The 24,467-nt window shown below is 40.3% G+C and carries 22 protein-coding genes; 3 read left to right on the forward strand and 19 right to left on the reverse strand.

Annotated features, from left to right (window positions below; translation table 11 throughout):
• Positions 1–7: 7 nt before the first annotated feature.
• The 5 genes from M1F37_RS07525 to M1F37_RS07545 all read right to left on the reverse strand — a co-directional run bounded on the left by M1F37_RS07525 (position 8) and on the right by M1F37_RS07545 (position 6,736).
• Complete coding sequence (locus M1F37_RS07525) at positions 8–1,231, reverse strand: FtsW/RodA/SpoVE family cell cycle protein (RefSeq protein WP_247935322.1); 1,224 nt, start codon at positions 1,229–1,231, stop codon at positions 8–10.
• 36 nt (positions 1,232–1,267) lie between these two features.
• A complete protein-coding gene (locus M1F37_RS07530; RefSeq protein WP_247935323.1) occupies positions 1,268–3,718 on the reverse strand; it encodes a bifunctional DnaQ family exonuclease/ATP-dependent helicase in 2,451 nt (816 codons plus the stop codon).
• Between the two features lie 199 nt (positions 3,719–3,917).
• Positions 3,918–4,847, reverse strand: a complete 930-nt coding sequence (locus tag M1F37_RS07535) for a peptidase U32 family protein (RefSeq protein WP_247935324.1) — start codon at positions 4,845–4,847, stop codon at positions 3,918–3,920.
• A gap of 127 nt (positions 4,848–4,974) precedes the next feature.
• The gene (locus M1F37_RS07540) at positions 4,975–5,655 is read right to left on the reverse strand and encodes an ABC transporter ATP-binding protein (protein WP_247935325.1); all 681 of its coding nucleotides are present in this window, start codon (positions 5,653–5,655) and stop codon (positions 4,975–4,977) included.
• Between the two features lie 13 nt (positions 5,656–5,668).
• Positions 5,669–6,736, reverse strand: a complete 1,068-nt coding sequence (locus M1F37_RS07545; protein WP_247935326.1) for an ABC transporter permease — start codon at positions 6,734–6,736, stop codon at positions 5,669–5,671.
• A gap of 350 nt (positions 6,737–7,086) precedes the next feature.
• Here M1F37_RS07545 and M1F37_RS07550 point away from each other — a divergent pair, with 350 nt between their 5' ends.
• A complete protein-coding gene (locus tag M1F37_RS07550) occupies positions 7,087–7,374 on the forward strand; it encodes a DUF3270 domain-containing protein (protein WP_042901174.1) in 288 nt (95 codons plus the stop codon).
• 33 nt (positions 7,375–7,407) lie between these two features.
• Here M1F37_RS07550 and ciaH read toward each other — a convergent pair whose 3' ends face one another.
• The 14 genes from ciaH to M1F37_RS07620 form a co-directional block, all read right to left on the reverse strand.
• Complete coding sequence (ciaH, locus tag M1F37_RS07555; RefSeq protein ID WP_247935327.1) at positions 7,408–8,742, reverse strand: sensor histidine kinase; 1,335 nt, start codon at positions 8,740–8,742, stop codon at positions 7,408–7,410.
• Complete coding sequence (gene ciaR, locus M1F37_RS07560; protein WP_000590639.1) at positions 8,732–9,406, reverse strand: two-component system response regulator CiaR; 675 nt, start codon at positions 9,404–9,406, stop codon at positions 8,732–8,734. The genes ciaH and ciaR overlap by 11 nt, the downstream gene beginning before the upstream one ends.
• Positions 9,407–9,514: 108 nt before the next feature.
• Positions 9,515–12,061 (reverse strand): M1 family metallopeptidase, encoded by a 2,547-nt coding sequence (locus tag M1F37_RS07565; protein ID WP_247935328.1) that lies wholly within the window; start codon positions 12,059–12,061, stop codon positions 9,515–9,517.
• 122 nt (positions 12,062–12,183) lie between these two features.
• Positions 12,184–12,624: an ASCH domain-containing protein gene (locus M1F37_RS07570; protein ID WP_247935329.1), complete on the reverse strand. Its 441-nt coding sequence runs from the start codon at positions 12,622–12,624 to the stop codon at positions 12,184–12,186.
• Positions 12,599–13,468 (reverse strand): putative PEP-binding protein, encoded by an 870-nt coding sequence (locus M1F37_RS07575; protein WP_247935330.1) that lies wholly within the window; start codon positions 13,466–13,468, stop codon positions 12,599–12,601. Before M1F37_RS07575 ends, M1F37_RS07570 begins: the two co-directional genes overlap by 26 nt.
• Before the next feature lie 41 nt (positions 13,469–13,509).
• Entirely contained in the window at positions 13,510–14,238 is a 729-nt protein-coding gene (locus M1F37_RS07580) for a GNAT family N-acetyltransferase (RefSeq protein WP_247935331.1), read from the reverse strand.
• Complete coding sequence (locus M1F37_RS07585; RefSeq protein WP_247935332.1) at positions 14,225–14,725, reverse strand: NUDIX hydrolase; 501 nt, start codon at positions 14,723–14,725, stop codon at positions 14,225–14,227. The genes M1F37_RS07580 and M1F37_RS07585 overlap by 14 nt, the downstream gene beginning before the upstream one ends.
• Before the next feature lie 10 nt (positions 14,726–14,735).
• Complete coding sequence (locus M1F37_RS07590) at positions 14,736–15,434, reverse strand: 3-oxoacyl-ACP reductase (protein ID WP_247935333.1); 699 nt, start codon at positions 15,432–15,434, stop codon at positions 14,736–14,738.
• On the reverse strand, positions 15,427–15,663 hold the full coding sequence (locus M1F37_RS07595) for a DUF2829 domain-containing protein (protein WP_247935334.1): 237 nt from the start codon (positions 15,661–15,663) through the stop codon (positions 15,427–15,429). Before M1F37_RS07595 ends, M1F37_RS07590 begins: the two co-directional genes overlap by 8 nt.
• Before the next feature lie 98 nt (positions 15,664–15,761).
• Positions 15,762–16,688: an aldo/keto reductase gene (locus M1F37_RS07600; protein WP_247935335.1), complete on the reverse strand. Its 927-nt coding sequence runs from the start codon at positions 16,686–16,688 to the stop codon at positions 15,762–15,764.
• Positions 16,689–16,790: 102 nt separating this feature from the next.
• Positions 16,791–18,788 carry a methionine--tRNA ligase gene (gene metG, locus M1F37_RS07605; RefSeq protein ID WP_247935336.1) on the reverse strand — a complete coding sequence of 666 codons (1,998 nt, stop codon included), beginning with the start codon at positions 18,786–18,788 and terminating at the stop codon, positions 16,791–16,793.
• A 123-nt stretch (positions 18,789–18,911) separates the two neighbouring features.
• The gene (locus M1F37_RS07610; protein ID WP_247935337.1) at positions 18,912–20,171 is read right to left on the reverse strand and encodes an ABC transporter permease; all 1,260 of its coding nucleotides are present in this window, start codon (positions 20,169–20,171) and stop codon (positions 18,912–18,914) included.
• A gap of 1 nt (position 20,172) precedes the next feature.
• Positions 20,173–20,874 carry an ABC transporter ATP-binding protein gene (locus M1F37_RS07615; protein WP_247935338.1) on the reverse strand — a complete coding sequence of 234 codons (702 nt, stop codon included), beginning with the start codon at positions 20,872–20,874 and terminating at the stop codon, positions 20,173–20,175.
• Positions 20,858–22,063: an efflux RND transporter periplasmic adaptor subunit gene (locus M1F37_RS07620; protein WP_247935360.1), complete on the reverse strand. Its 1,206-nt coding sequence runs from the start codon at positions 22,061–22,063 to the stop codon at positions 20,858–20,860. Before M1F37_RS07620 ends, M1F37_RS07615 begins: the two co-directional genes overlap by 17 nt.
• Before the next feature lie 288 nt (positions 22,064–22,351).
• On the opposite strand from M1F37_RS07620, the gene gor reads away from it, so the two are divergent.
• Positions 22,352–23,698: a glutathione-disulfide reductase gene (gene gor, locus M1F37_RS07625; protein WP_247935339.1), complete on the forward strand. Its 1,347-nt coding sequence runs from the start codon at positions 22,352–22,354 to the stop codon at positions 23,696–23,698.
• A gap of 188 nt (positions 23,699–23,886) precedes the next feature.
• Positions 23,887–24,423, forward strand: coding sequence for a biotin transporter BioY (locus M1F37_RS07630; protein WP_247935340.1), 537 nt, complete (start codon positions 23,887–23,889; stop codon positions 24,421–24,423).
• Positions 24,424–24,467: the final 44 nt, after the last annotated feature.

The raw sequence follows: 24,467 nt of genomic DNA on the forward strand, positions 1-24,467 counted from the left end.
TTTCTCCTTATTTGATTCGTTTTAATACAACTTTTTTTCGCTTAAATGGAACTTTTCCACTCTTTTCTTCAGCTAAATTGGTCTGGTAACTCATCGATAAAAGTAATCCAACACCAATCAAGTTACTGATAATCGCCGACCCACCTTGTGAAATGAAAGGCAATGGAATCCCCGTCAAGGGAAGCAAGCCAGTAACGGCACCGATATTCTCAAAGATATGGAAGAGCAACATCATAATCAAACCTGTGGAAATATAAGTATAGAACTGGTTATTTGATTTAAGTGTAATCTTCAACATACGGTAAATCAGCATGAGATAAAGTGCAATAACAAGAACAGAGCCAATGAAGCCAAAATCTTCTGCAATGACCGTGAAAATCATATCAGACTCTCTAACTGGAATAAGCAAATTAGAAGCATTAAATCCTTGACCAAATAAGCCACCGCTTCCAATAGCAATCTGCCCTTGAGCCTGCTGGTAAGTAGTTGTTTGAGCAAAGTCAAATGGGTTGAGCCAAGCCAAAATACGATTGATTTGGTAGGTCGGCATTCCCAGTTGATGGAGAAAAGCCCGGCCGTCCTTGCTGATAAAAATAGCTAAGAAACCAGCAACTCCTGTTACAGCAGTCACAAATACTGGGATAATAATTTTCCAAGAAACCCCCGATAATAAAACGATTCCTGAGAAAATAGCCACAAAAACCAAGGCCGTCCCCAAGTCACTTTGAAGTGCCAAAAGAAGTAAGACTGGAATGGTAAAGAGAATCATCCAGAAAATCAACAAAAAGTCCAGCGGAACCGTTCGACGCCATTCCTTATGTTTTTTTGTAAACTGGACAATGACACGGGCTAGCATGAGGATGTAGGATATCTTCATAAACTCTGACGGTTGAAACAAGGTGATTCCATTTACTGAAATCCAGTTTTTAGCACCTGTAGATGCGACTAAGCTTGGATTATAAAAGACGATAGGTAAAACCATGAGTCCCAAGCCTAAAATATAAAGAAAGGGGGTCACCTTCCAAAGAAACTCTGTATTGAAGAGCATGACGACAAAACCAATCACAAGCCCCAAGGCAATCCAGGCGACCTGCTGCCCTAAAATGGGCAGAATATTGTTTGGATAATCATGACTAACGGCTATATAAATAGCCACCACGCCGATAACCAGTAGAAAAAATACTGGCAAGAGCAAACTATAATCGACTCTAGAGTCGAGAGAACGTTTCATATATACTAACCTTATACTTTCATACTATACTACTTATCAAAGTTCATTTAAAAATGTATCAATAACTTCATTAACTTCAGACTGAGAGAGGGTTTTAACAGTCGCCTCTTTTGCTAGAGATGCCACTATTTGTTTGCCATATCTCTTTCCGACAATTCTCCTATCCAAAATAAGAGTTAAGGAACGTTGGTGTTCGCGTCTCATACTTCTTCCCAAAGCCTGTTTTAAACGAATAATGGCCATTGGCAACTGATAATCATAAAAGGCATTTTTTCCTTCTTGATTCAGTTCCTGATTAATCTTTTTCGTCAAGGGCTCTTGGGGATTTTGGAAAGGAAGTCTTGGTACAACTTGAATCACAAAAGGATGACTTGAAAAATCAACTCCCTCCCAGAAACTTGCTGCACCAAGCAGGATTTGTTGTTCACCTTTTTCAAAGCGTTTCTTAAGCTGATGAACATCCCCATTTTTATACTGGGCCAAGTGGCTAACTGGAAGTAAATCCGATACTGCTAGAAGCATGTCTTTAGCAGTAAAGAGAACTAAAATCGGTTGCTGGAAAGCTTGAACTTCCATCAGCAAATTAGCTACCTCTTTGGCGTAAACTTCTAAGGAAGTTTCTGTTACCAGAGGGAAATCTTTAACCAAGACCACTTCTTGCTCCTGTTTTCCCCTAGCTTCAATCTTGACAAATTTGGCTTCAGGATAGCCTAGAAGGTCTGCAAAAGAAACTCTCTGACTAATCTCAAGAGTAGCCGACACTCCCAAGACTTGACACGAATTAGGTACTAAAGAAGATAAAAGAATACGGCCTGATTTCGTAGAAGAAATCTGAATTTTCTTTTGACTCGTTTCAGTTGCTTCAAGCCAGTAATCTCGTTCAGTTGTAAAATAGCGAACCAGCTCTTCAAAGCCTTCTACTTCTAATTCTGAAAAATACTGATGGAGATTGGCAAGAGAATCTAAGATATTTTTCTTAGATTTCCCAGACTGGAATTGTTCTATTAAGTAGAGACACTCAAATCGAATACTTTCTAGTATTCGTTGCTGGATCTTATTTTGCTCGTCCAGTAAAGCCTTATCAAGCAAATCGATAATGGACTGGATATCGTAGGTCTCTTGAAGCAGATTTTCTAAAGCTAACAAAATCTTTTGAACTTCATCAACAATCAGTAAACGATCGCTGACAAATTCAGGATTATCTTCCAGTCTGGTTACAAGATAGGCATGATTGGTCACTAAAAGCTTGCAGGTTTGTGCCCTTTCTTGACTACGTTTCCAGAAATCTTCCGTCATAAATAAGCTTCGAGATGATAAATTCCCGTCATGACGAAGGTCTGCTAGAAAATGTTGGTAACGGTAAAGTTGCCCAATTTCATCCAAATCTCCTGTCCCTGTCTCAGTCAGCCAGACCAAGAGTTGCATTTTAAAGCGTCTAAATAAGCGATTTTCATCATTTTCCTGCAAGGAACGATAAAAGGCATCCAACTTCAAATAATTGTGTGGCCCCTTTAAACTATGAATATCTATATGGAACACTTCCTTGAGATGTTTACCTTCTTCTTCCATGATTTGATTTTGAAGAATCTTTGTCGGAACACTAAGAACAATTTGACGCTCTTTGGATTGAGATAAAGCGGGTAAGAGATAGCCGTAGGTTTTTCCAATTCCTGTCGGCGCTTGAATTAATGAGACAGGCTCATCTTTCAATAGCAAGCCGACTTCTTTAGCAAAACTTTCTTGTTCCTCCCTCACTTCAAGGTTCAATAGAGAAATATTTTTCGGAAAATCTTGAGATAGTTTTCGTGGCTCCAGGGAAGCTTCATTTTTCTTGAAATACAGTCCTTGAACATGGACCAAGTCTGGAGAACTCAGGATAGATCGGCTGCGATAAATTTCTTCAATAACCAAGTAGGATTCATATAGGAGGGCATCAGCCATTTCCAACAAGCGTTCCAAGAGACCTTTAGGAAGCTGGGCCATCTTTTCCCGTAAAAAAAGAAGTAATTCTGCTGTAGCTTGGGCATCTGAAAGGGCTGTGTGAGCGTGTTTAAGAGGAATTCCTAATTCTCGGCACAATATCGGCAAGCTATATTTTTCCAGTTCAGGGAAAAAGACCTGGGCCAATTCGACCGTATCAACACGAGGATTTCTTAGCTCATAGCCTTCAAAAAATAAATTTTCCGCCAAGAGATTGGCATCAAACTGAACATTATGGGCTACAAAAATCCCATCCTCCACCAAGTCAAAGATTTTTCTAGCAACTTGCGAAAAATCAGGTGCTTGCGCCAGACGTTGATCTGTCAATCCTGTCAGTTCTTTGATATGAGCATCCAAAGGTTCGTATGGATTGACATCCGTCGTATAGTGATCGACGATTTTTCCGTCCTCAATCACAACAATTCCCACTTGGATAATTTTAGCCTTACTACCTGTGCTAGTTGCCTCTAAATCAACCACAACATAGCGATTACCAATCGTTTTCATTATAAAAAATTATACCAAAAAAAGGGCCATTTGGCACCTGCAAACATGGGATAATTTTCAAACTCAAGAAGGTCACTTTTCTTAAAAACACCGTCAAACAGAGCAGCCTAGCCTGCTGATTTTTTGAAAATAGTGAAGAAATACGAAAAATTGAGAGAAGAAATGTTTACATCTTCCTTCTCTCAACTATCTATTTACTTTATTTAACCATATCAGGATCGTAGTCATAGAAACCTGTATCAAGGAAACGGTTTTTAGGGTGAAGTTTACGAACTTCTTCATCCAACAAGAAGGCTTGGTCATGGCTAAAGTTGCCCTCTTGAATCAAGCTACGCGCTTGAATAAAGAGTTTTGCAATCTCAACAAAGTTCTGACCTGGAGTGTAGAGCCCTTCTAGTTTCCAGTGAGTAAAACCATGCTCTACCAATTCTGTTAATTTGGTCATCAAATCAAGGTCATTGTTGGCAAAGATGTGAGTACCATGATTGTCTTCAAAAATGGAATAGTGGCTCTCTGGGTCACTTGGTTCAGCCAAGAACAAATCACGCTGACGTGTTTTTTCGTCATCAATTTGAGTGAAATTATAGTAGTTTTGCAAGAGCGGACGCTTAGAATGGTGAATAACACTAGCTCCATAAACCAACACTTCAGCAGGAATTTCCAAAATCTCTGGCATTTTGAAGAGTTCAGCCGATGGAATTTCACGCGCCAAAACAGCCTCAGATGCGCCAGCCTTCTGTCCCCAGAAGTTAATCTGACGACTGCTAGTTACCATGGTTGAAGCATCGTAGATGGTCTTAAATGAATAACCATCGCGGTTGACTACGTAAAAGACACCTGCATCCCCAATCGTAATGTAGTCTGTCTTGATTTCTTCCAAAAAGTCTAAGAAAGGCTTGATACGGTCCATCATATCTTGGTGCATGAGGGCGTTAACCGCAACAATCAATTCCTTATCCGCATCATGAACCAGCTTAGCGATTTCACGCAATTGGTCATAACTAAAGGTCGTTGGCAGACGAAGGCCAAAATCTTTCTCACCAACATAGATACGGTCTACGCCAGCTTCGAGCAGTTGTTTAACTTGTTCAATACTTTCAGCAGTTGCTGTAATGATAATCTTTTCCATAAGAAAAATTATACCACATTTCTCAAAAATCAGCTATGAATACTAGGAGTTTTCTAAAAAGTCAAAGTCATTTTTTAAAGTTCGCAATCAAAAAGTGAACAGTAACTAGCACCGTTCACTCTCTTTTTTATGCATGTATTTTTTCAACTAGATGGCCGTCATTCATAACATAAACTCGGTCAACCTTCTCAAGAAGGCGTGTATCATGTGTAATCATAACAACTCCTCTACCTTGTGCGTGGGCAATGGCAGCCAACATCTCCGTTACTTGGTAAGCACGCTCGGTATCCAGACTTGCTGTCGGCTCATCTGCAAGCACGATACTTGGATTGTTGTAAAGTGCTCTAGCAATCGCCGCACGTTGACGTTCTCCACCTGATAAAGCCTTGGGATACTGATCTTGTACTTTTTCCAAATCCAACAAGTCAAGTAACTCTTTTCGATCACTTTTACTATTTTTTTCCTTATCCAGTTTGTCAATCAAATCCAGCTGTTCCTTGACCGTAAGAAAAGGAATTAAGTTTGAAGCTTGTAGAATAAAGCCAAACTCTCTAAAACGGAGGTCTGTTTTCTCCTTCTCCGTCAAACTGCCTGTTTCTTTCCCCTTTACCAAAATCTTTCCACTCGATGCTTCCTGAAGTTGTCCAAGAGTTGTTAGAAAAGTCGTTTTTCCAGAACCTGAAGGCCCAACGATAGCCACGAACTCTCCCTCATTTAGCTGAAAATCCGTCTCATGCAGAGCTACGACTTTCATCTTTCCTTCCCCGTACGTTTTTGTCACTTGAGTCATTTCAATCAATGCTGTCATACTATTCTCCTTATCATTCTGCAATAGCAGTAATCGGGTCCACCTTTAGCAAGCGTGGAAGTGAAATGACACCACCTAGCAGGGCCATCAAGCAAATCACCAAGCAAATCACCAAGCTTAGGATAGAATAGGCTAACCAACTTGGGTAGAAAAAGAAGGTAGCTGGTAAGACTAAAATCACTCCACCAATAGCCAGCAAAGCTAAAGCAATTCCCATACCGGCTAGGAGGAAGATTTGACAGAAAAGAGACCATACAATAGTTTTAATCTGTATTCCCTGAGCCCGCATTATTCCATAAAGTCCTAGTTTTTGGATGGTAATGATATAGACAAATATACCCACAATCAAGCCTGTGATGATAATCATAGCAAGAATCATCCCTGAAAATACATTAACCTGAGGTGTGTAACCAGGAATTTTCGAAATCATTTTTGGAATGGAAATCTGTTTCAGTCCATCACCAGCCACTTCTATATCATTTTTCAATACCAAGGCAGAGATCGATTTATTAGATTTTAAAGTTCCTTGTAATGTCCAATAAGTTGTCAGACTCGTAAAGACAACAGGCTCAGTAAAAAATTTATTTCCTTGAGCTAGGCCTACAATCTTGTAACCTGTCTCACTTCCATTCAGCTGAATGGCATCACCTAGCTTGATTCCATAGTTCTCAAAGGACTGATCCACGACAACCTCATCATCCCCCTCAGGATAGCGTCCCTCCGTCAAACTCGGAGAGATGAAGGCGTCCCACTCTTGAGCAAAGATGGAAACATTGACCTTTTCACTATCATTGATTAGATTGGTCACAGCGAACATATACCCCAGTGGAGCAGCCTCTTTAGAACTCTTCTCCTTGTAGTCCTTTTCAGGAATTAAAGATGCCGTCAAATTATCATTTGCGTAGTCAGATAAAACCACACCCGTCGCTTGCCAGTTATCAATAGCGGATCGGTTGTTACGTACAAGACCAAGAGCTAAACTGGTCATAAAAAAGACCATGAAAGCGATAAGAAAAATGGTAGTTAAAATCAAACTATATCGAAGTTTGTTTCGTAATATTTCTTTGATAGCAAGATACATGCTTATCTCCTTTAACTTTTCCAAGAGGCATCAATTAGACACCTCACTACTATAAAAATAGGAGACAGAAAATCTGTCTCTATATTCAAAACAAATCTCACTAATAAAATTAAAGAAAATAAGGAAACAAATTTTCGTAAAAATGAATCATTTGATAGCCCTATTTTCTTAAAAATATAATCAATTATGAATATTAATAAGTATTTAGTATCTATTCATCCTATCATTTTCACATTATGGTGTCAAGAAAAGTGATTTTGAAAAGGGACTTTATTCTTTTTGTAACCTTTCTGTAATAATTCTCTGCTGAAAAAATGATAAAATGGTTATGTACTGTTAAGGAGAGAATAATGCCCGTAAGAAAATTACAATCCTATGAGGTGGACTATCAAGAAGAATTAAACCATCAGGTTCCTCGTTATCAAGATTATACACCTGAAGCCCAATCTGATGCCAATCTCAAGGAAATCCTATTTTTTGTTAATATCGCTGTTTTTTGTATCTGTATTGCTATCTTTAGTTTTATCTTTTTAGCATTAAAATTATCAACTGCTCTTGCCTTTGCCGCAGCAATCGGCTCCAGTTTACTTGTCTTAAAAGTTCAACGATCTATTATCAAACGAAAACGTAGAAGATAAATCCAAAATATCGCCCCAGCTGGAGCGATATTTTTATTTTTTCTTTTTAGATGGTGTCTGAATGGCAATCTTCACTTCAAAGATTGTTCCTTTTGGTTTATTATCTTTAACAGTAATGCTTCCTTTTAAGGCATCTACAATTTGCTTGGCTAGGGATAATCCTAAACCAAAACCACCTTTTTGACGGGTTCTAGCCTTGTCCACTCGATAAAAGCGGTCAAAAATTTTCTTCTTATCTTCTGTCGAAATACCGACACCGTTATCAGAAACAAGTAAATACAGATTGCGATCAGTCGCTGAAATCACAAAATCAATTTCACCATCCTCTTCAGTATATTTGATAGCATTATCAAATAGGATGGTCATCAGTTGTTTCAATAGAAGATGATCTGTGACAATCGTTCGATGGATGCGATTTTCAAAACGGAAGACACGGTCATTTTCCGAAGCAATCATCTCATAATTTGTGAAAGTTGTATTAAAAAAGCTAGTTGGAACTTCAGCAAGTTCCGGCTTAATCCCATCATCTCTCCGAGCTAAATTCAACAAGTTTGTCGTCAAAAACCGCATATTTCGGACTTCTTCCAAACTAGACGCAATACTTTCACTCACATCCATAATGGTAGCTTCTGGCTTACGGAAAAGGGTCTCTAAACGATTTTGCAAAACAGCAAGTGGAGTTCGTAACTCATGACTAGCATTTTCCACAAAGGACTGTTGCTTCTGCATGCTCTCAAGCAGAGGACGAACACTAACCCTAGCTAGATAGAGACTGGCAAGTAAAGACAAAATCCAGAAACTAGCCATCACAACCACAATCAATTGCTCATGCTTTTGACTGGCCTGCTCCAACTGACTAGTATTAATCAAGACAGCCGCATACTTGATATTGGTTGAAACTGAACTAATATTCGTTTCCATCAAAATCATGCGATAGATTTCTTCTTGTCCATAGCTATTAAAAACTTGAATCTGGTAGATATGGCCTAGTTCTTTCTTTTCTAACTTAATCTTATCCAAACCCAAGAATCGATTTCCAGAAAGGAGCTGAGTAAAATTCTTATCAAAAAGAATAACCTCCGTATTGGAGCTGACATTGGGCTTTACCTCAGTCTTGCTGGTATCTTTAGCAGCATTCTCTAAATCTTTAATCTCTTCTGTTGCCCTATTTACTGCCAGCTGAATAACTGCCTGAGGATTATTACTCAATCCATGGAGCGTATCATCCACCGAAGTATAGAGACTCGAATGCATGACTTGTAAAATAATCAGGGTCATGGTAGAGAAAATCAGAGTGAAGACACCAAAGTTGCGAATAAAGTAGCTAAAGTCATCCGCATACCATGTTTTTTTTAGTTTACTGAACATCTTTTAAAATATACCCAACACTGCGCAAGGTTTGCAAATTCTCTGCAAAAGTGGTCCCTTTTAATTTCTTACGGACTTTTGAAACATAGACTTCGACAACCGAAATCGTTGTATCACTATCAAATCCCCAAAGACGATCAAAAATCTGTGTCTTAGGCAAAATCACATTTTGATTTTGAAGGAAATAGACTAATAAATCGAACTCTTTCCCCAGCAATTCGACAGGAGTATCTTCAACCTTAACGGTATTTGTTGACAAATTAACTACAATATTTCCATAAGTCAAGGTGTTTTCATTAAACTTACCTGAACGTTTTAGCAGGGCTTGAATCCGCATTTTGAGTTCTTCTAAGTAGAAAGGTTTTGTCAGATAATCATCCGCTCCCAGTTCAAATCCATGTCCCTTGTCATCCAAGCTTTCCTTGGCAGTCATAATCAGAACTGGAGTCGTAATTCCCTTTTCACGCAATTCTTTCAAGACTTGAAAACCATTTTTTTCTGGCAACATCAAATCGAGCAAAATCAAGTCATAGACGCCACTCTCAGCTTCGTAGAGACCTTCTTCCCCATCAAATACCTGCATGACATCCGCAAAATCGTCTAAAAAGTCAAATACTGAATTTGACAGGCCTAGGTCATCCTCAACCAATAAGATTTTTATCATGAGAAACTCCTCCTTAATTAAAACCATTATACCAAATTTGCCTTAAAAAAAACTCAACTCCCTCTTACTTTAAGAGAGAAAGTTGAGTTTTTATTATTTTACGAATGTTTAAGCTTTCCCATATTGAAGAACGACTGCTTCCACTGCAGATTTTTCACGGTTAATCAAGTCAACACGCGCTGCAATGTCCTTGATTCCCATGCCGATATTACGGCTAAGAGCAAGGTCAGAAAGTTGTGGTTCAAAGAACTCCTTGTATTCCGCCAAGCGTTGTTCTGTCTTAAATACATGGGCAGGAAGGATAACAAAACTATCAAAGCTCATATCTCCTCCAAGAGCTGCCTTAATCCAAACCCAGTTTTCACGCGCCCAAGACCAAGCTGTTTCCTGAGTTGCTTGATGAGATAGGAAATGATTATACCAAGCTGACAAGTCTTGTGGTTTGACAACAAATTTGTCCTTCCAAGAAGCAATCAAGGTTTGGATATTGTCCGCATCTTTACTATAGGCAAGAGCACCTGCCAACTGACGTTTAAAGACAGCATCTGTTGCGTGAGTATAAATATCAAGATAAAGTGCTAGCAAGTCTTTAGTCTCATGATGTTTCATCTCATTGATAAGGACTTGGGAACGGATTGCTGCTGGAAGTCCTGCAAGATTCTCCTTGTGAGCTGCGAAGATTTGGCTAGCTTCTTGGCTAGCTTCTGCATCATTTGAGCGAATCATCATAGAAATGGTCAACTGACGAACCAATTCATCCTCATCTGATTCTCCGTCTTTAGCTTCAAAACCAAGACGGTTATAGTTATGACGAGCCAATTTAGCAACCAGACCGTTAAAGGCTTTCTCAGCTTCTGTACCTTCATCGATAAAGCGCTCAAGGGCAGAAATTACTTGAGAAACAGCTGAAACGACAAGATAAGATTCTTCCTTAGCAAGTTTATCAAGGACTGGGAGCAAGTCTGCATAAGAAATGTGACCCGCTTCAGCAAGCAGACGACGTTCTTGAACGATCTGTAGTTTACTTGTGTTATCAAGCTCAACTAGGTCAGCAAGAACAGCATCTAACAAGTCTCCTTGATAGTCTGTAATGTAGTGGGCTGTATTTTCTGTGTTGAGACGAAGTGCTGTTTTGTTTTCTGCAAGAAGAGCTGCGTAGCCAGGGATTTCGATACTTTCAGTTTCAAGTGTATCTGGCAAGCCTTTCCAGTTGCTGTTGAGTGGCACCACCCAGAGACGGTTCTTGTCTTCGTGCTCACCGATGAAGAATTGTTTTTGTGAAATCTTCAAGACATCATTTTCAACTTTGACAGTAAGAACTGGGTAACCAGGTTGTTCTAACCAAGAATCCATGAAGGCTGCCACATCACGTCCTGATGCTTGACCAAGGGCATCCCAAAGGTCACGACCAATGGTGTTGCTGTATTGGTGTTTTTCAAAGTAAGCGTGCAAACCTTTGGCAAAATCTGCATCACCTAGCCAACGACGAAGCATGTGCATGAGGCGGCTTCCTTTGGCATAGACGATAGCACCGTCAAAGAGCGTATTGATTTCATCTGGGTGTTTGACTTCGACGTGAACAGACTGTACGCCATCCGTCGCGTCACGTTTCAAGGCAGACGGAACACCTCCTGTTTGGAAATCTTCAAAGATATTCCAGCTTGGCTCGATGGCATCCACACAAACGTATTCCATCATATTGGCAAAACTTTCATTGAGCCAAAGGTCATCCCACCATTTCATAGTCACGAGGTTACCGAACCATTGGTGAGCCAATTCATGTGCCACAACAAGGGCAACTTGTTGACGACTAGCAAATGTTGAGTTCTCATCCACAACCAAGTAAACTTCACGGTAAGTCACTAGCCCCCAGTTTTCCATAGCACCTGCTGAGAAGTCAGGAAGGGCGATATGAAGAGATTGAGGGATTGGGTACTTAACTCCGTAGTAATCTTCGTAAAACTCAATTGAGCGAACAGCGATGTCCAATGAGAAATCAAGGTTAGAAAGTGGGTGAGCTTTGGTTGAGTAGACACCTACAAGGGTACCGTTTTTAGTTTTTGCGGTCACACCTTGCAAATCACCAGCAACAAAGGCTAACAAGTAAGAAGACATACGAGGTGTTGTTTCAAATTTCCAGATACCTGTTTCCTTGCGGTTTTCAACATCGATTTCTGGCATGTTAGACAAGGCCAATTCACCTTCTGCTTGGTCAAAACGTAGAGAGAGGTCAAAAGTTGCTTTAGCTTCTGGCTCATCCACACATGGGAAGGCTTCACGGGCAAAGTGGCTCTCAAACTGTGTAGACAAGACTTCCTTCTTGACTCCATCAACAGTGTAATAAGAAGGGTAAATCCCTGTCATGTTATCTGTAATTTTTCCTGAGAAAGCGATAACCACTTCAACTTGACCTGCTTCTGCAAGTTCGATATGAAGGGCTTCGTTTTCGTTTTCAACTGTGAATGGGCGAGCTTGACCTGCAACCTCAACTGAAGTAATTTCCAAGTCTTTTTGGTGAAGGGAAATACGTTCACTTCTTGCTTGACCAGTGATGGTCACCTTCCCGGAAAAGGTCTTGGTCTCACGACTCAAGTCTAAAAATAAATCATAATGTTCAGGAACAAATGTTTCAATATAATGTTCTACTGCTTTCATCATATTCTCCTATTCTAAATTTCTGAGCTTTTGCTCTAGTTCAAACATACCTATTTTATCATATTTTAAGTCAGAAAAAAGTTTTGGACGGCGATTTCCAAAACTTTCTTCCTTCTAGTAGTCTACAGAGGGTAGACCTTGCGAAATTCTTCCAAAACAACCTTGCTGTCAGGGGTAAAAGTCAACCCCGCTTCCTCCAGCCACTCAGCGAAACAGTCCTCATGAACCTGACGCCAATAAGCTAGGGATTTGTCACCTTCACCTTCCTTGAAGGCATGATCAGCTGACACTTGATGAAAAGGCTGAACGGAAACCTTTGTAATTTCGACAATGCAGACAGCCTGATCTTGGCTGTCTAAAATGATGTCAAAGGTGCCTTCTCGTGGAAGAGGTTCGTTATCAACTGCATAAAGGTCGTAGGCTGACGCTGTTGCTGTCTTTTCGCCTTTTAAAACCAAATCTGCCAAGAAATCGGCTTCCACTCCAAAAGCCCAGGCATCTATCTCATCTCCGATAGAAGGATTGATTTGCTTGTATTTATTCCACATTTCTTGAGGTGTCATGGTTGCTCCTTTGTAATTTTTTACTTACTTCTTTTACACGTTTGAGGTGGTCTGGATGGTCAATCTCTACATTAAAAATATCTGGAATAGAACTGTAGTGGATAATGCACTTGAAACCCATCTGATTCATTTTTTGTATGAAAGAATCATTCAGATAGCCTGCCACTGCAAAGTCAATCTTTTTCGCCCTTGCTTTTTCCTGCATTTGTCTTAGCATATCTAACATTATTGGACTTTCCATATCATGCCATTGACTGTTTCTCACAGTCGCAAAAACAAAAGAAGTCAAATCATTCATTCCAACCATAATCTTTGAAATACCCGTTTCCAGTATCCTGTCCAAGTCAAAATACGCTGACGGTAATTCAATCATCGTGCCGATTTTCCCAGTAAAACCATGCTGACGTAATACTGTAATAACTTGCTTTAACTGCTCAGCATCATTGACAAAAGGAAAAATAACAGACAGATTGGGATTATTTTGATAAACATCTGTAACGACATTTGCCTCAGCCTGAAATTCATCTGGACACGCTAATAAATGCCTGATTCCTCTGTATCCAAATAAGGGGTGGCGTTCATCAAAATACTCTTTAGTCCCGTCTAGACTATTTGCTTCTGCATTTGTTAGTTCTGAAAAGCGATACCAGACTTCTTCATCTGAGTACAAATGACAAATAGTGTCTAGATAATCTTTCACAAATCGCTGACAACTTGGTAATAGTATGTTTTGGTTTAGTTCTCTCAACAAGTATTCCCCACGAATCAAGCCGACGTGGTGCAATAAATGGGGATAAACTTTTTCAACAATTTTTTCGCCACTAAGAGCTAGTTGGTTTTGCATGTCCATTCACCTCGTCTTAAAAGATACAATATCAGATATCATTATACGACACTTTCCTCTAGTTCAAAAGCTTCATAGGGTTCAACTATCTCATATCCTAAAAATTCTGCTATTTTTTTGGAAGCCTCGTTATGAGCATCCCAAAGAGGAAACATATCTCTCTTTAAACTCTCTAGAATCATTGCAGCACCAAGCTTTTTAGCAAATCCATTCCCTTGTTCATTTGGTCTAGTTGCAACTTCCACTTCAACTGCTCCTTGGTAAACTAACCCTGAGGAAATCCCAGCAATCAGTTCTTTATTTTTAAGAATCACAAAACCAAATCCACCTTTTAAATCAAAATCCTGATAGTGCTCAAAATCTCCCTGTAAATCTTGTGACCATTCTTCCTCAGAAAAGCAGTCATAAATATGATTATCAATAGGCACAATATTGTAACCTTCCTCTAACTGACTAACTAGATTATTTAGAAATTCAACTTGAAAATTTGCCTTATCTTTAAAAGAATAGCGAGTAAAAGAAATTAGCCCCACTTTCCTATGCAAAAAATCTTGCCAATTGGTATTTTCTGAAATAATAATCTTATAATCTAAACCATATTTCCTAACAAAATCTTCCCAAAATCTGGAATTCACCTCCCCTGCTAAGTATAAAAAATTCCCAACATCATAAAAGCTTGTTGTCCTATCACTGTTTCGGTAGACAGTTCCGATTTGAGATTTAAGACCATAGAGAACCATATTTTTCTTCCATGTTTTAAATAGTTCCATTATTCACCTTCTTCACATTCCAATTTCTATAGCTTGTCAGTTCTAATTCTGGAAATCCTAGTAACTCTGCCTTAACCTTCAAGACTAATGGCGATGCGTTTTCTTCTGTGATTTCTTGAATATCCTTCCAAATATATCCATGAGAGTCATTCGCACCATCAGAAACAGCTTCAGAAATCGTAACTTGAGGTTCCTCCTCGTTTATCTCAATATCATAAAAGGCCATAATATGATGTACGGCGAAGTTTTGCCCATTTTCTTGAACTAGCACATCATAGATTCTAGGGTTTGAATAATCTCTAAGCGTATACCCCGTCTCTTCCATAACTTCCCTCTTGAGAGTTTCTGTCAACCCCTCACCTAGTTTCTGACTACCACCAGGTAAATCATAACGATTTTGATAAGGGCCTCTCGTTTTTTCAATGCAGAGAAGTCTACCATCTTGAAGACAGACTCCGTATACACCAAAATGATGTTTGATTTCCATCCACCCCCTCCTACTTCAAACTCCAGCCACCATCTATTGTCAATATTTGTCCTTGCATGGCAGATGCCTTTCCACTGGCTAAGAAGAGACTGACTTCTGCCACTTCCTCTGGCTCAATCCAGCGCTTGATTGGCGTTTCGCTAGCCACCCAGTCAGCCAATCCACCTGGCTCAAAGTCCGCAGCAGTCATAGCTGTCTTGACTGCTCCTGGAGCGATACCAAAGACCTGAATCCCAGCTTCAGCATAGTCTAGAGCCAATTGCTTGGTAAAGCCAGCCAAGGCGTGCTTAGACGAGGTATAGGCGTGACCACCACCGCCTGCCAGGCTTGAAGCAATGGAGCACATATTGATAATGATTCCTTTTTTATTCTCCAGCATTTGTGTCAAATAATGTCGAGCCAACTCCACTGGAGTCACATAGTTGATTTCAAAAATCTCTTGAATTTCCTGGGCAGATTGTTCTAGTAAAGGTTTGTAATCATCCAAAACTCCAGCCGTATTGCAGAGAACATCCACCTGAGGGCACCAGTCAAAAATTGGTTCCAAGTCAAGCGTTAAATCACGTTGTAAAAAGTGGAAATCACCGTCTAAGACTGGATTTTCTCCTTGATCTACACCATAAACCTGATAACCTTTTTCTAAAAATAGACGAGCCTGGGCAAGACCGATACCTGAGCTAACGCCTGTAATCAGTACACGTTTAGTCATGGACTTCCACCCAATCTGTCGCTAAGACATCACAAGGAGTTGGGCTCCACATAGAAAAACCTTCCCCTTCACCTGATACGTTGATGAGGAAATAGGGTGTCACTTCAAGGGCGACGCCATTTTGTTCAATGGTATCAAAGAGCTGGACATAGTTTTCAGCTCCACTCCAACCAGTACGCACATATTTCTTTTTTGCCTTTAGTCCAGGCAAGATTTCTTCAAATGTCATGATTTTCTCCTTTGTTATCTATAACCCTTAATTTCATTATAACAAAAAACCGCTTTCCAACGGCTTTTTGACTATGATTTCTGAATTGCAAATTCCCCTTACGGCAAATCATTCCCTGCAGCGAGGTAAATCTCATACCATTCTTTTCGAGTCAGGTTGATACGACTTGCTTGACTTGCCTCTACTAAATGCTTCGGATTGGTGGTCCCTACCACTGCCTGCATCTTGGCTGGGTAGCGTAACACCCAAGCGATAGCAATAGCTGATGAGCTCACACCGTATTTTAAGGCTAGTCGATTTAGGACTTGGTTTAGTTGTTGGAACTTCTCATTGCCAACAAAATTACCCTTAAAGTAGCCAAACTGCAAAACTGACCAGGCTTGAATAACCATGTCGTTCAATTTACAGTATTCGAAGACGCTTCCATCACGGACAGCCGCCTTGTTCCCTTCCATATTGACATGAAATCCTGCTTCAAAGCCAGGTGTGAAAGCTGCACTTAGTTGTAATTGATTGATAGTTAGAGGCTGTTTGACTTCTTTCTTCAGCAACTCCATCATCATAGGATTTTGGTTGGACACACCAAAATCTCGAACTTTGCCTGATGTGTGGAGAATGTCAAATGCTTCTGCTACTTGGTCAGCTTCCATCAAAGCATCTGGACGGTGAAGAAGCAAGCTATCTAGATGATCAATCTTCAATCTTTGCAAAATTCCGTCTACTGATTTTATAATATAGTCCTTAGAAAAATCAAAATAAGTAAATTCTTCTATTCGAATGCCACATTTGGACTGAATCCACATCTTTTCTCTTAAATCTGGACGATTTTTTAGGACAAGACCTAACAGTTCTTCACAACGACCACGACCGTAAATATCCGCCAAGTCAAAGGCATTGATTTCAACGGACAGGGCTGTTTCAACCAGCTCCTCAACCTCTTTGACCGACTTATCACTGATGCGCATCATACCGAGCACAATTTCTGACAGTTCTTTTTTCTCTTGACCAAATCTAATGTATTTCATAGCAACTTCCTCCGTCTTCATTCATTATAAAGGAGAATGACACTTTTATCAACTGACACCTTACAAAAGAAAAGAACCAGTTCAAACTGGTCCTTTTAAATATTACCCAATCACACTTCCATTTGGTACAGCTGGATCCACTGTGAGAAGGGTTAATTTGCCATCATGCTCAGCTGAGAGAATCATTCCTTGGCTGACATATTTTTTCATCATCTTACGTGGTTTGAGATTGGCAACGATTTGAACTTTCTTGCCGACCAATTCTTGTTCATTTGGATAGTATTTGGCAATTCCAGAGAGGATTTGACGATCTTCACCATCGCCAGCATCTAGGCGGAATTGAAGCAACTTATCAGAACCTTCTACTTTAGAAACTTCTTTGACTTCTGCGACACGAATTTCAACCTTATCGAAGTCTTCAAACTTGATTTCTTCCTTGTTTAGTTTGAGTTCGACTTCATCTGGATTCCATTCTTTCTCGACAGCTGGCTTGTTGCCTTCCATTTGTTCCTTGATATAGGCGATTTCTTCTTCCATATCCAGACGTGGGAAGATTGGTGTTCCTTTGGCAACTACCGTTACACCTGCAGGGAAACCAGCTAAACTCAAGTTCTCAAGGCTAGCAACTTCTGCTAGACCAAGTTGAGTCAAGACTGCACGACTGGTTTCGATCATAAATGGTTCAATCAAATGCGCTACGACACGAAGGCTAGCTGCCAAGTGGCTCATAACACTTGCCAATTGGTCACGGAGAGCTTCATCCTTAGCCAAGACCCATGGTGCTGTCTCATCAATGTATTTGTTAGTACGAGAGATCAGTGTCCAGACTGCTTCAAGTGAACGTGGGTAGTCAACTGCTTCCATATATGTGTGGTAGTCAGCGATTGATTGTTCTGCAACGTCAGCAAGAGCATTATCAAACTCTGTCACACCCTCTACATAGGCAGGGATTTGCCCATCAAAGTACTTGTTAATCATAGAAACCGTACGGTTAAGAAGGTTTCCAAGGTCATTTGCTAATTCATAGTTGATACGGCCTACATAGTCTTCTGGAGTGAAGGTTCCGTCTGAACCAACCGGAAGGCTACGCATGAGGTAGTAACGAAGTGGATCTAGTCCATAACGCTCTACCAACATTTCAGGGTAAACCACATTTCCTTTTGACTTAGACATCTTACCGTCTTTCATGACAAACCAACCGTGAGCAATCAAACGATCTGGCAATTTAATATCCAACATCATAAGAAGGATTGGCCAGTAGATTGAGTGGAAACGAAGGATGTCTTTCCCTACCATATGGAAGACCGTTCCATTCCAGAACTTATCAAAGTTACCATGTTCATCTTGACCGTAACCAAGAGCTGTCGCATAGTTAAGAAGGGCATCAATCCAAACATAGACAACGTGTTTCGGATTTGATGGAACTGGTACACCCCAAGTAAAGGTTGTACGAGAAACTGCCAAGTCTTCCAAACCAGGCTCAATGAAGTTACGCAACATTTCATTGAGACGACCATCAGGAGTGATAAAATCAGGATGTGATTTGAAAAATTCGACCAAACGGTCTTGGTATTTGCTGAGGCGAAGGAAGTATGATTCTTCAGATACCCATTCAACCTCGTGACCTGATGGAGCAATACCCCCAGTCACATTTCCAGCTTCGTCACGGAAAACTTCTGCAAGCTGGCTTTCTGTAAAGAACTCCTCATCTGAGACTGAATACCAACCAGAGTATTCACCCAAATAGATATCATCTTGAGCAAGCAAGCGCTCAAATACTTGAGCCACTACTTTTTCATGGTAATCATCCGTTGTACGGATAAATTTATCGTATGAGATATCGAGTAATTGCCAGAGTTCTTTAACTCCAACTGCCATTCCATCAACATAGGCTTGTGGTGTAATGCCAGCTTCTTCTGCTTTTTGTTGAATCTTTTGACCATGCTCATCAAGACCTGTCAAATAAAAGACATCGTAGCCCATCAGGCGTTTGTAACGTGCTAGGACATCACATGCGATAGTTGTGTAGGCAGAACCGATATGAAGTTTACCAGATGGATAGTAAATCGGCGTTGTAATATAAAAATTCTTTTCAGACATAATTTTTCCTTTCCAGGCAAATGAAACCTGTTTTTCTAACACTTCATTATATCACATTTTTAAGGATTTTCGATAGGGAAATCTATACAAAAACAAGATAGACAAGTGTCCACCTTGTTGATCTTATTCATAACGAAGGGCTTCAATTGGATCAAGTTTCGATGCCTTGTTGGCTGGCAAGACTCCAAAAATCATACCGATGCCAGCTGAGACAGCTAAGCTAAAGAGAGCGATTGGAATGGATACGCCAACTTCGATTCCTGCAATCATATTTTGAAGAAGAACTCCTGCAAGCATTGTCACTCCTGCAGCCAGCACAAGACCGATGAACCCTCCTAACAAGGTTAAAATCATTGATTCAATCAAAAATTGAACCAGAATATTAGCTCGTGTAGCTCCTAGTGCTTTTCGTAGACCAATCTCACGGGTACGCTCTGTCACCGAAACCAGCATAATGTTCATAACACCGGTACCACCAACAAAGAGGGAAATCCCAGCAATAGCACTGATGACAGTTGTTACAAAGCCAAACATTTGTTGTACTTCTTGGAAGGCGGCAGAAGCATCTCCTACCTGATACTCCCCTTGTTGGAGACCTGCAATCTCTGTCATTCTTCTAGCCAATTCTGGTCCTAAAGTCTGAGTTAAGGTCGTATCGTTAACACGAAAAACGATATTAGAAATTTCGTCGGTGTTAAAATTGGCCGCAAGAGAAATATTGGTCGTGATTGGTAGTCCTCCAATCCCAAAGGTTTTTGCAGCCTTAGCTTCCTTACTAGCATAAACACCAATAACACGATAACTGATTTCATTTACTTCAACAAGCTGATTGAGTGCTTCCTGTGCAGAACCAAAAAGACTATTAGCAAGTTCTTCATCTAAAATGATAACACTAGCGAAATCCTTATAATCTTGTGGTTTTAAACTACGGCCTGCGACGATTACATTTTCGACTGCATCCATATAAGTGATATTTCCACCTGTCAAGCTGGCACGTTCAACCTTTTTATCCTTATAAGTCAAGGTCACATTGGCTGAGTTAGTCACATAGTAACTATCCACTCCCTTGAGTTTAGCCGCCTCCCTAACCCAAGATTCTTGCGGTTTTGGTAGTTCCACAGGAATTTCCTCTTCTTTCCCAGAAACTGTTAAAGCAGATTGCTTCTGGGTAAAGGAACCGTCCTTACTCTTGGTAGGTGAGAAAAAGACATGGATATCTTTCTGGGACTTGGTCATGTTTTTATTGACTTGGCGCGACAGGGAGTCTCCCAAGGCCATGATGACGACAACGGATGATACGCCGATAATGATACCAATCATGGTTAAGAAAGAACGCATCTTGTGAGCCATAATGGATGAAAAGGCAAATTTCAGATTCTGCATCTTAGTTTTCCTCCTTTTCTAACTGCGCACTATCAGATGAAATAACTCCATCTCGAATGACAATTTGGCGTTGGGCATAAGCAGCGATCTCAGGCTCATGCGTTACCATGATAATAGTTTTTCCTTCTTTATTTAGTTCAACTAATAATTGCATGATTTGATTCCCTGTTTTGGTATCCAAGGCTCCTGTCGGTTCGTCTGCTAAGATAATAGAAGGATTGTTTACCAAGGCACGCGCAATAGCCACACGTTGCTTCTGACCACCTGACAACTCCGAAGGTAAGTGATGACTACGCTCAGTCAACTCAACCTTTTCCAGATACTCTTCTGCTAATTTGCGACGTTTTGAAGCACCAACTCCTGCATAAATCAGAGGAAGTTCCACATTTTGGAGGGCATTCATTTTAGACAAGAGAAAGAATTGTTGAAAGACGAAGCCGATTTCCTGATTTCGAACCTTGGCTAATTGTTTTTCACCCAGACCGGCTACTTCTTTGCCATCTAGAAAATACTGACCACTTGTAGGAGTATCCAACATCCCAATGGTGTTCATGAGGGTTGACTTACCTGAACCAGATGGTCCCATGATGGCAACAAATTCACCCTCATTCACTTCTAGGTTGATATTTTTGAGAACCTGCAGTTCTTGGTCACCATTCCGGTAACTTCTGCAGATATTTTTTAGACTAATTAGTTGCTTCATCAGCCTTCACCTCTTTTCCTTCCTCTAGAGAAGACGTTGGGTTACTGATGACCTTGACTCCATTTGTCAGACCTGAAGTGATTTCTTGGTTGTCTGCATCAGCATTCCCCAAACCAACTTCCACTTTCTTGGCCTTTTTCTGCTCGTCAAGTACCCAGACATAGTTCTTATCATTTTCAGTCACAACACTTGTTAAAGGAACTAGAATAGCTTTACTCTTATTCTTAACCTCAACACTTACTGAAAATCCTTGTTTCAAATCACCGATTTCACTTGTAACATCGATGGTATATGGATATTTAGAACCAGAGTTACCGCCTGCTGCTGCAGCTACGCTTGCTGCTTCGCCATTGTTTTTAGGGTAGTCAGAAATATAGCTAAGCTTACCTGTCCAGCTCTTATCTTGATAAACTTTAGAAGTAAAGGTCACTTCTTGACCTACAGATAAGTTGGCAAGGTTATATTCAGATAGTTCACCCTTAACTTGCAAGTTTTCATTGCTAACGACATGAACTACCACCTGGCTAGCTCCAGTTGGAGATTTAGAAACATTACGGTTGACTTCGACCACAGTTCCTTCTAGAGTGCTGAGAACCGTCATTGCATCCAACTGACTTTGAGCCTTACTTAATTGTGCTGCTGCATCTGCACGAGCATCACGAGCATCACCTAGTTGTGCATCAATAGATGAAACTGAATTTCCTGAGACTGGAGCTGGAGTTTGGGCTGCTGCACTTTCTCCTCCTGCTGACGCTGGTAACTGTGGAGCCGGAGCTGAAGCGGCTTCATTTCGTGCTTGATTGAGTTCGTTGATATGACGGTCTGCCTTCGCGACTGCTCGGCTCGCTGAATCATAGGCCGCCTGGGCTTCTGAACTACTGTACTTGACTAAAGCCTGCCCTTCGCTGACCTTATCACCCACAGAAACAAGGATTTCATCTAAATCTCCCTTACTAGCATCAAAATAAACATATTGTTCATTTTTTGCTGTTACTGTCCCTGACAATAAAACAGAGGATACCACGCTTCCTTCCTTGGCAACAACAAGATGAGTAGGTTCATCTTTTACAGCGGTTTGAGATGGTTGTCTAAAGAGTAAAATCCCTCCAGCACCCAATACAACTACACTTGCAGCACCTATTGCTGCATACAATTGCCACTTTTTAGCTTTACCATTCTTTTTCATAATGAAACTCCTTTTTGATTTAAAGTCCTTAACAATATTATACAAAAATTACCAAATATAAACAATAACAGTTTAGAACGAAATAATGACATTTCAGGACTCAATTATTGTTCGGAATTTTTGTTTAGTTATTGTACTAGATATATAATACGCTTTATTTTTCCTTTTTGCAAGCCTTTTCTTTAATTTTTTTGAACGTAGCAGATTTTTGCAATCAGATAAAAAAAAAGATAGAATATGACTATCAAAAAATGACACTCTACTATTTCAAAGAGTATAAAGGAGTTTTCAATGAGAGAATACGATATCATTGCTATCGGTGGAGGTAGCGGAGGAATTGCTACCATGAACCGTGCTGGTGAACACGGAGCTAAAGCGGCCGTTATTGAGGAAAAGAAATTAGGTGGAACCTGTGTCAACGTCGGTTGTGTTCCTAAAAAAATCATGTGGTACGGAGCGCAAATCGCTGAAACTTTCCATCAATTTGGAGAAGACTACGGCTTTAAGACTACTGATCTTAACTTTGACTTTGCAACACTACGTCGCAATCGTGAAGCCTACATCGATCTCGCTCGTTCTTCTTATGATGGCAGTTTTAAACGCAACGGTGTAGATTTGATTGAAGGTCATGCTGAATTTGTAGATTCTCATACTGTTAGCGTAAATGGTGAACTGATTCGTGCTAAACATATTGTGATTGCGACTGGTGCCCATCCAAGTATCCCAAATATTCCTGGTGCTGAGCTAGGTGGCTCTTCTGATGATGTATTTGCTTGGGAAGAATTGCCAGAGTCAGTTGCTATTCTAGGCGCTGGTTATATCGCTGTGGAATTGGCTGGCGTACTCCACACCTTTGGTGTCAAGACAGACCTCTTTGTTCGCCGCGATCGTCCTTTACGTGGTTTTGATTCTTACATCGTTGAAGGTTTGGTAAAGGAAATGGAAAGAACAAACTTGCCACTTCATACTCACAAAGTCCCTGCCAAGTTAGAAAAAACTACTGATGGCATTACCATTCATTTCGAAGATGGTACTAGTCACACAGCTAGCCAAGTTATCTGGGCTACAGGCCGCCGTCCAAATGTTAAGAGCTTGCAACTTGAAAAAGCTGGAGTAACTCTGAACGAACGTGGCTTTATCCAAGTGGATGAATACCAAAATACTGTTGTTGAGGGAATCTATGCTCTAGGTGATGTAACTGGTGAAAAAGAACTGACTCCAGTTGCTATCAAGGCTGGGCGTACCCTATCTGAACGTCTCTTTAACGGAAAAACAACTGCAAAAATGGACTACTCAACTATTCCAACTGTTGTCTTTTCACACCCTGCTATCGGAACGGTTGGTTTGACAGAAGAGCAAGCTATTAAAGAATACGGTCAAGACCAAATCAAGGTTTACAAATCAAGCTTTACGTCTATGTACTCTGCTTGCACTTGCAACCGTCAAGAAACTCGTTTCAAATTGATAACAGCTGGTTCAGAAGAAAAAGTTGTCGGACTTCATGGAATTGGCTACGGCGTTGATGAAATGATTCAAGGATTTGCTGTTGCTATCAAAATGGGAGCAACCAAAGCAGACTTTGATGCAACTGTGGCAATTCACCCAACTGCATCTGAAGAATTTGTAACTATGCGTTAATCGAAACAAAAGAAGCTGATACAAATGTGTCGGCTTCTTTTTTGATGATTTACAATCGATGAAAACAACTTACCCAGTAAGCAAAATCGGCCGTTACAGTTTTTTGTTACCTTGTTTTAAAAAATGGTTGACAATAATTACTCTACGAGTATAATAGTTACTATACATCAGAAAAGAGGTTAACTATTTTGAAAAAAGCTCACGTTTATGCTATCCCTGCTATTGGGGCTGCTCTCATTGCTGTTTTGGCACAAATCAGTCTTCCAATTGGACCTGTTCCCTTCACTCTGCAGAACTTTGCAATCGGCTTGATTGCTACTGTCTTTAGACCTAGAGAGGCTGTACTTTCTGTTGGACTCTATCTTCTTCTAGGTGCTATCGGTCTTCCTGTCTTTGCAGGAGGTGGAGCTGGATTTCATGCTTTGATTGGTCCTACTGCAGGCTATCTTTGGTTTTATCTTGTTTATTCTGGACTTACCTCTTCTCTAACTAGCAGTGATAGTGGTTTTGTCAGAATTTTTCTAGCAAATCTCTTGGGAGATACACTTGTTTTTGTCGGTGGGATCATTGGATTGCATTTCCTAGCTGGAATGGCATTTGAAAAAGCTCTTATTGTGGGGGTATTTCCCTTTATCATCCCAGATTTTGGTAAAATTATTGCTATTAGTTTTATTAGCCGTCCATTACTTCAACGCCTTAAAAATCAGGCTTACTTTGCTAACTAAAAAAGGATATCGAGTTGTCATAACTCAATATCCTTTTCTTTCAT

The organism is Streptococcus mitis, assembly GCF_023109105.1.
Lineage (GTDB): Bacteria > Bacillota > Bacilli > Lactobacillales > Streptococcaceae > Streptococcus > Streptococcus mitis_BW.

What these genes read in the sequence shown, in the direction of transcription:
- M1F37_RS07525 (WP_247935322.1), bottom strand. Translation starts at nt 1,231, where the DNA reads ATGAAACGTTCTCTCGACTCTAGAGTCGATTATAGTTTGCTCTTGCCA.
- M1F37_RS07530 (WP_247935323.1), bottom strand. Translation starts at nt 3,718, where the DNA reads ATGAAAACGATTGGTAATCGCTATGTTGTGGTTGATTTAGAGGCAACT.
- M1F37_RS07535 (WP_247935324.1), bottom strand. Translation starts at nt 4,847, where the DNA reads ATGGAAAAGATTATCATTACAGCAACTGCTGAAAGTATTGAACAAGTT.
- M1F37_RS07540 (WP_247935325.1), bottom strand. Translation starts at nt 5,655, where the DNA reads ATGACAGCATTGATTGAAATGACTCAAGTGACAAAAACGTACGGGGAA.
- M1F37_RS07545 (WP_247935326.1), bottom strand. Translation starts at nt 6,736, where the DNA reads ATGTATCTTGCTATCAAAGAAATATTACGAAACAAACTTCGATATAGT.
- M1F37_RS07550 (WP_042901174.1), top strand. Translation starts at nt 7,087, where the DNA reads ATGCCCGTAAGAAAATTACAATCCTATGAGGTGGACTATCAAGAAGAA.
- ciaH (WP_247935327.1), bottom strand. Translation starts at nt 8,742, where the DNA reads ATGTTCAGTAAACTAAAAAAAACATGGTATGCGGATGACTTTAGCTAC.
- ciaR (WP_000590639.1), bottom strand. Translation starts at nt 9,406, where the DNA reads ATGATAAAAATCTTATTGGTTGAGGATGACCTAGGCCTGTCAAATTCA.
- M1F37_RS07565 (WP_247935328.1), bottom strand. Translation starts at nt 12,061, where the DNA reads ATGAAAGCAGTAGAACATTATATTGAAACATTTGTTCCTGAACATTAT.
- M1F37_RS07570 (WP_247935329.1), bottom strand. Translation starts at nt 12,624, where the DNA reads ATGACACCTCAAGAAATGTGGAATAAATACAAGCAAATCAATCCTTCT.
- M1F37_RS07575 (WP_247935330.1), bottom strand. Translation starts at nt 13,468, where the DNA reads ATGCAAAACCAACTAGCTCTTAGTGGCGAAAAAATTGTTGAAAAAGTT.
- M1F37_RS07580 (WP_247935331.1), bottom strand. Translation starts at nt 14,238, where the DNA reads ATGGAACTATTTAAAACATGGAAGAAAAATATGGTTCTCTATGGTCTT.
- M1F37_RS07585 (WP_247935332.1), bottom strand. Translation starts at nt 14,725, where the DNA reads ATGGAAATCAAACATCATTTTGGTGTATACGGAGTCTGTCTTCAAGAT.
- M1F37_RS07590 (WP_247935333.1), bottom strand. Translation starts at nt 15,434, where the DNA reads ATGACTAAACGTGTACTGATTACAGGCGTTAGCTCAGGTATCGGTCTT.
- M1F37_RS07595 (WP_247935334.1), bottom strand. Translation starts at nt 15,663, where the DNA reads ATGACATTTGAAGAAATCTTGCCTGGACTAAAGGCAAAAAAGAAATAT.
- M1F37_RS07600 (WP_247935335.1), bottom strand. Translation starts at nt 16,688, where the DNA reads ATGAAATACATTAGATTTGGTCAAGAGAAAAAAGAACTGTCAGAAATT.
- metG (WP_247935336.1), bottom strand. Translation starts at nt 18,788, where the DNA reads ATGTCTGAAAAGAATTTTTATATTACAACGCCGATTTACTATCCATCT.
- M1F37_RS07610 (WP_247935337.1), bottom strand. Translation starts at nt 20,171, where the DNA reads ATGCAGAATCTGAAATTTGCCTTTTCATCCATTATGGCTCACAAGATG.
- M1F37_RS07615 (WP_247935338.1), bottom strand. Translation starts at nt 20,874, where the DNA reads ATGAAGCAACTAATTAGTCTAAAAAATATCTGCAGAAGTTACCGGAAT.
- gor (WP_247935339.1), top strand. Translation starts at nt 22,352, where the DNA reads ATGAGAGAATACGATATCATTGCTATCGGTGGAGGTAGCGGAGGAATT.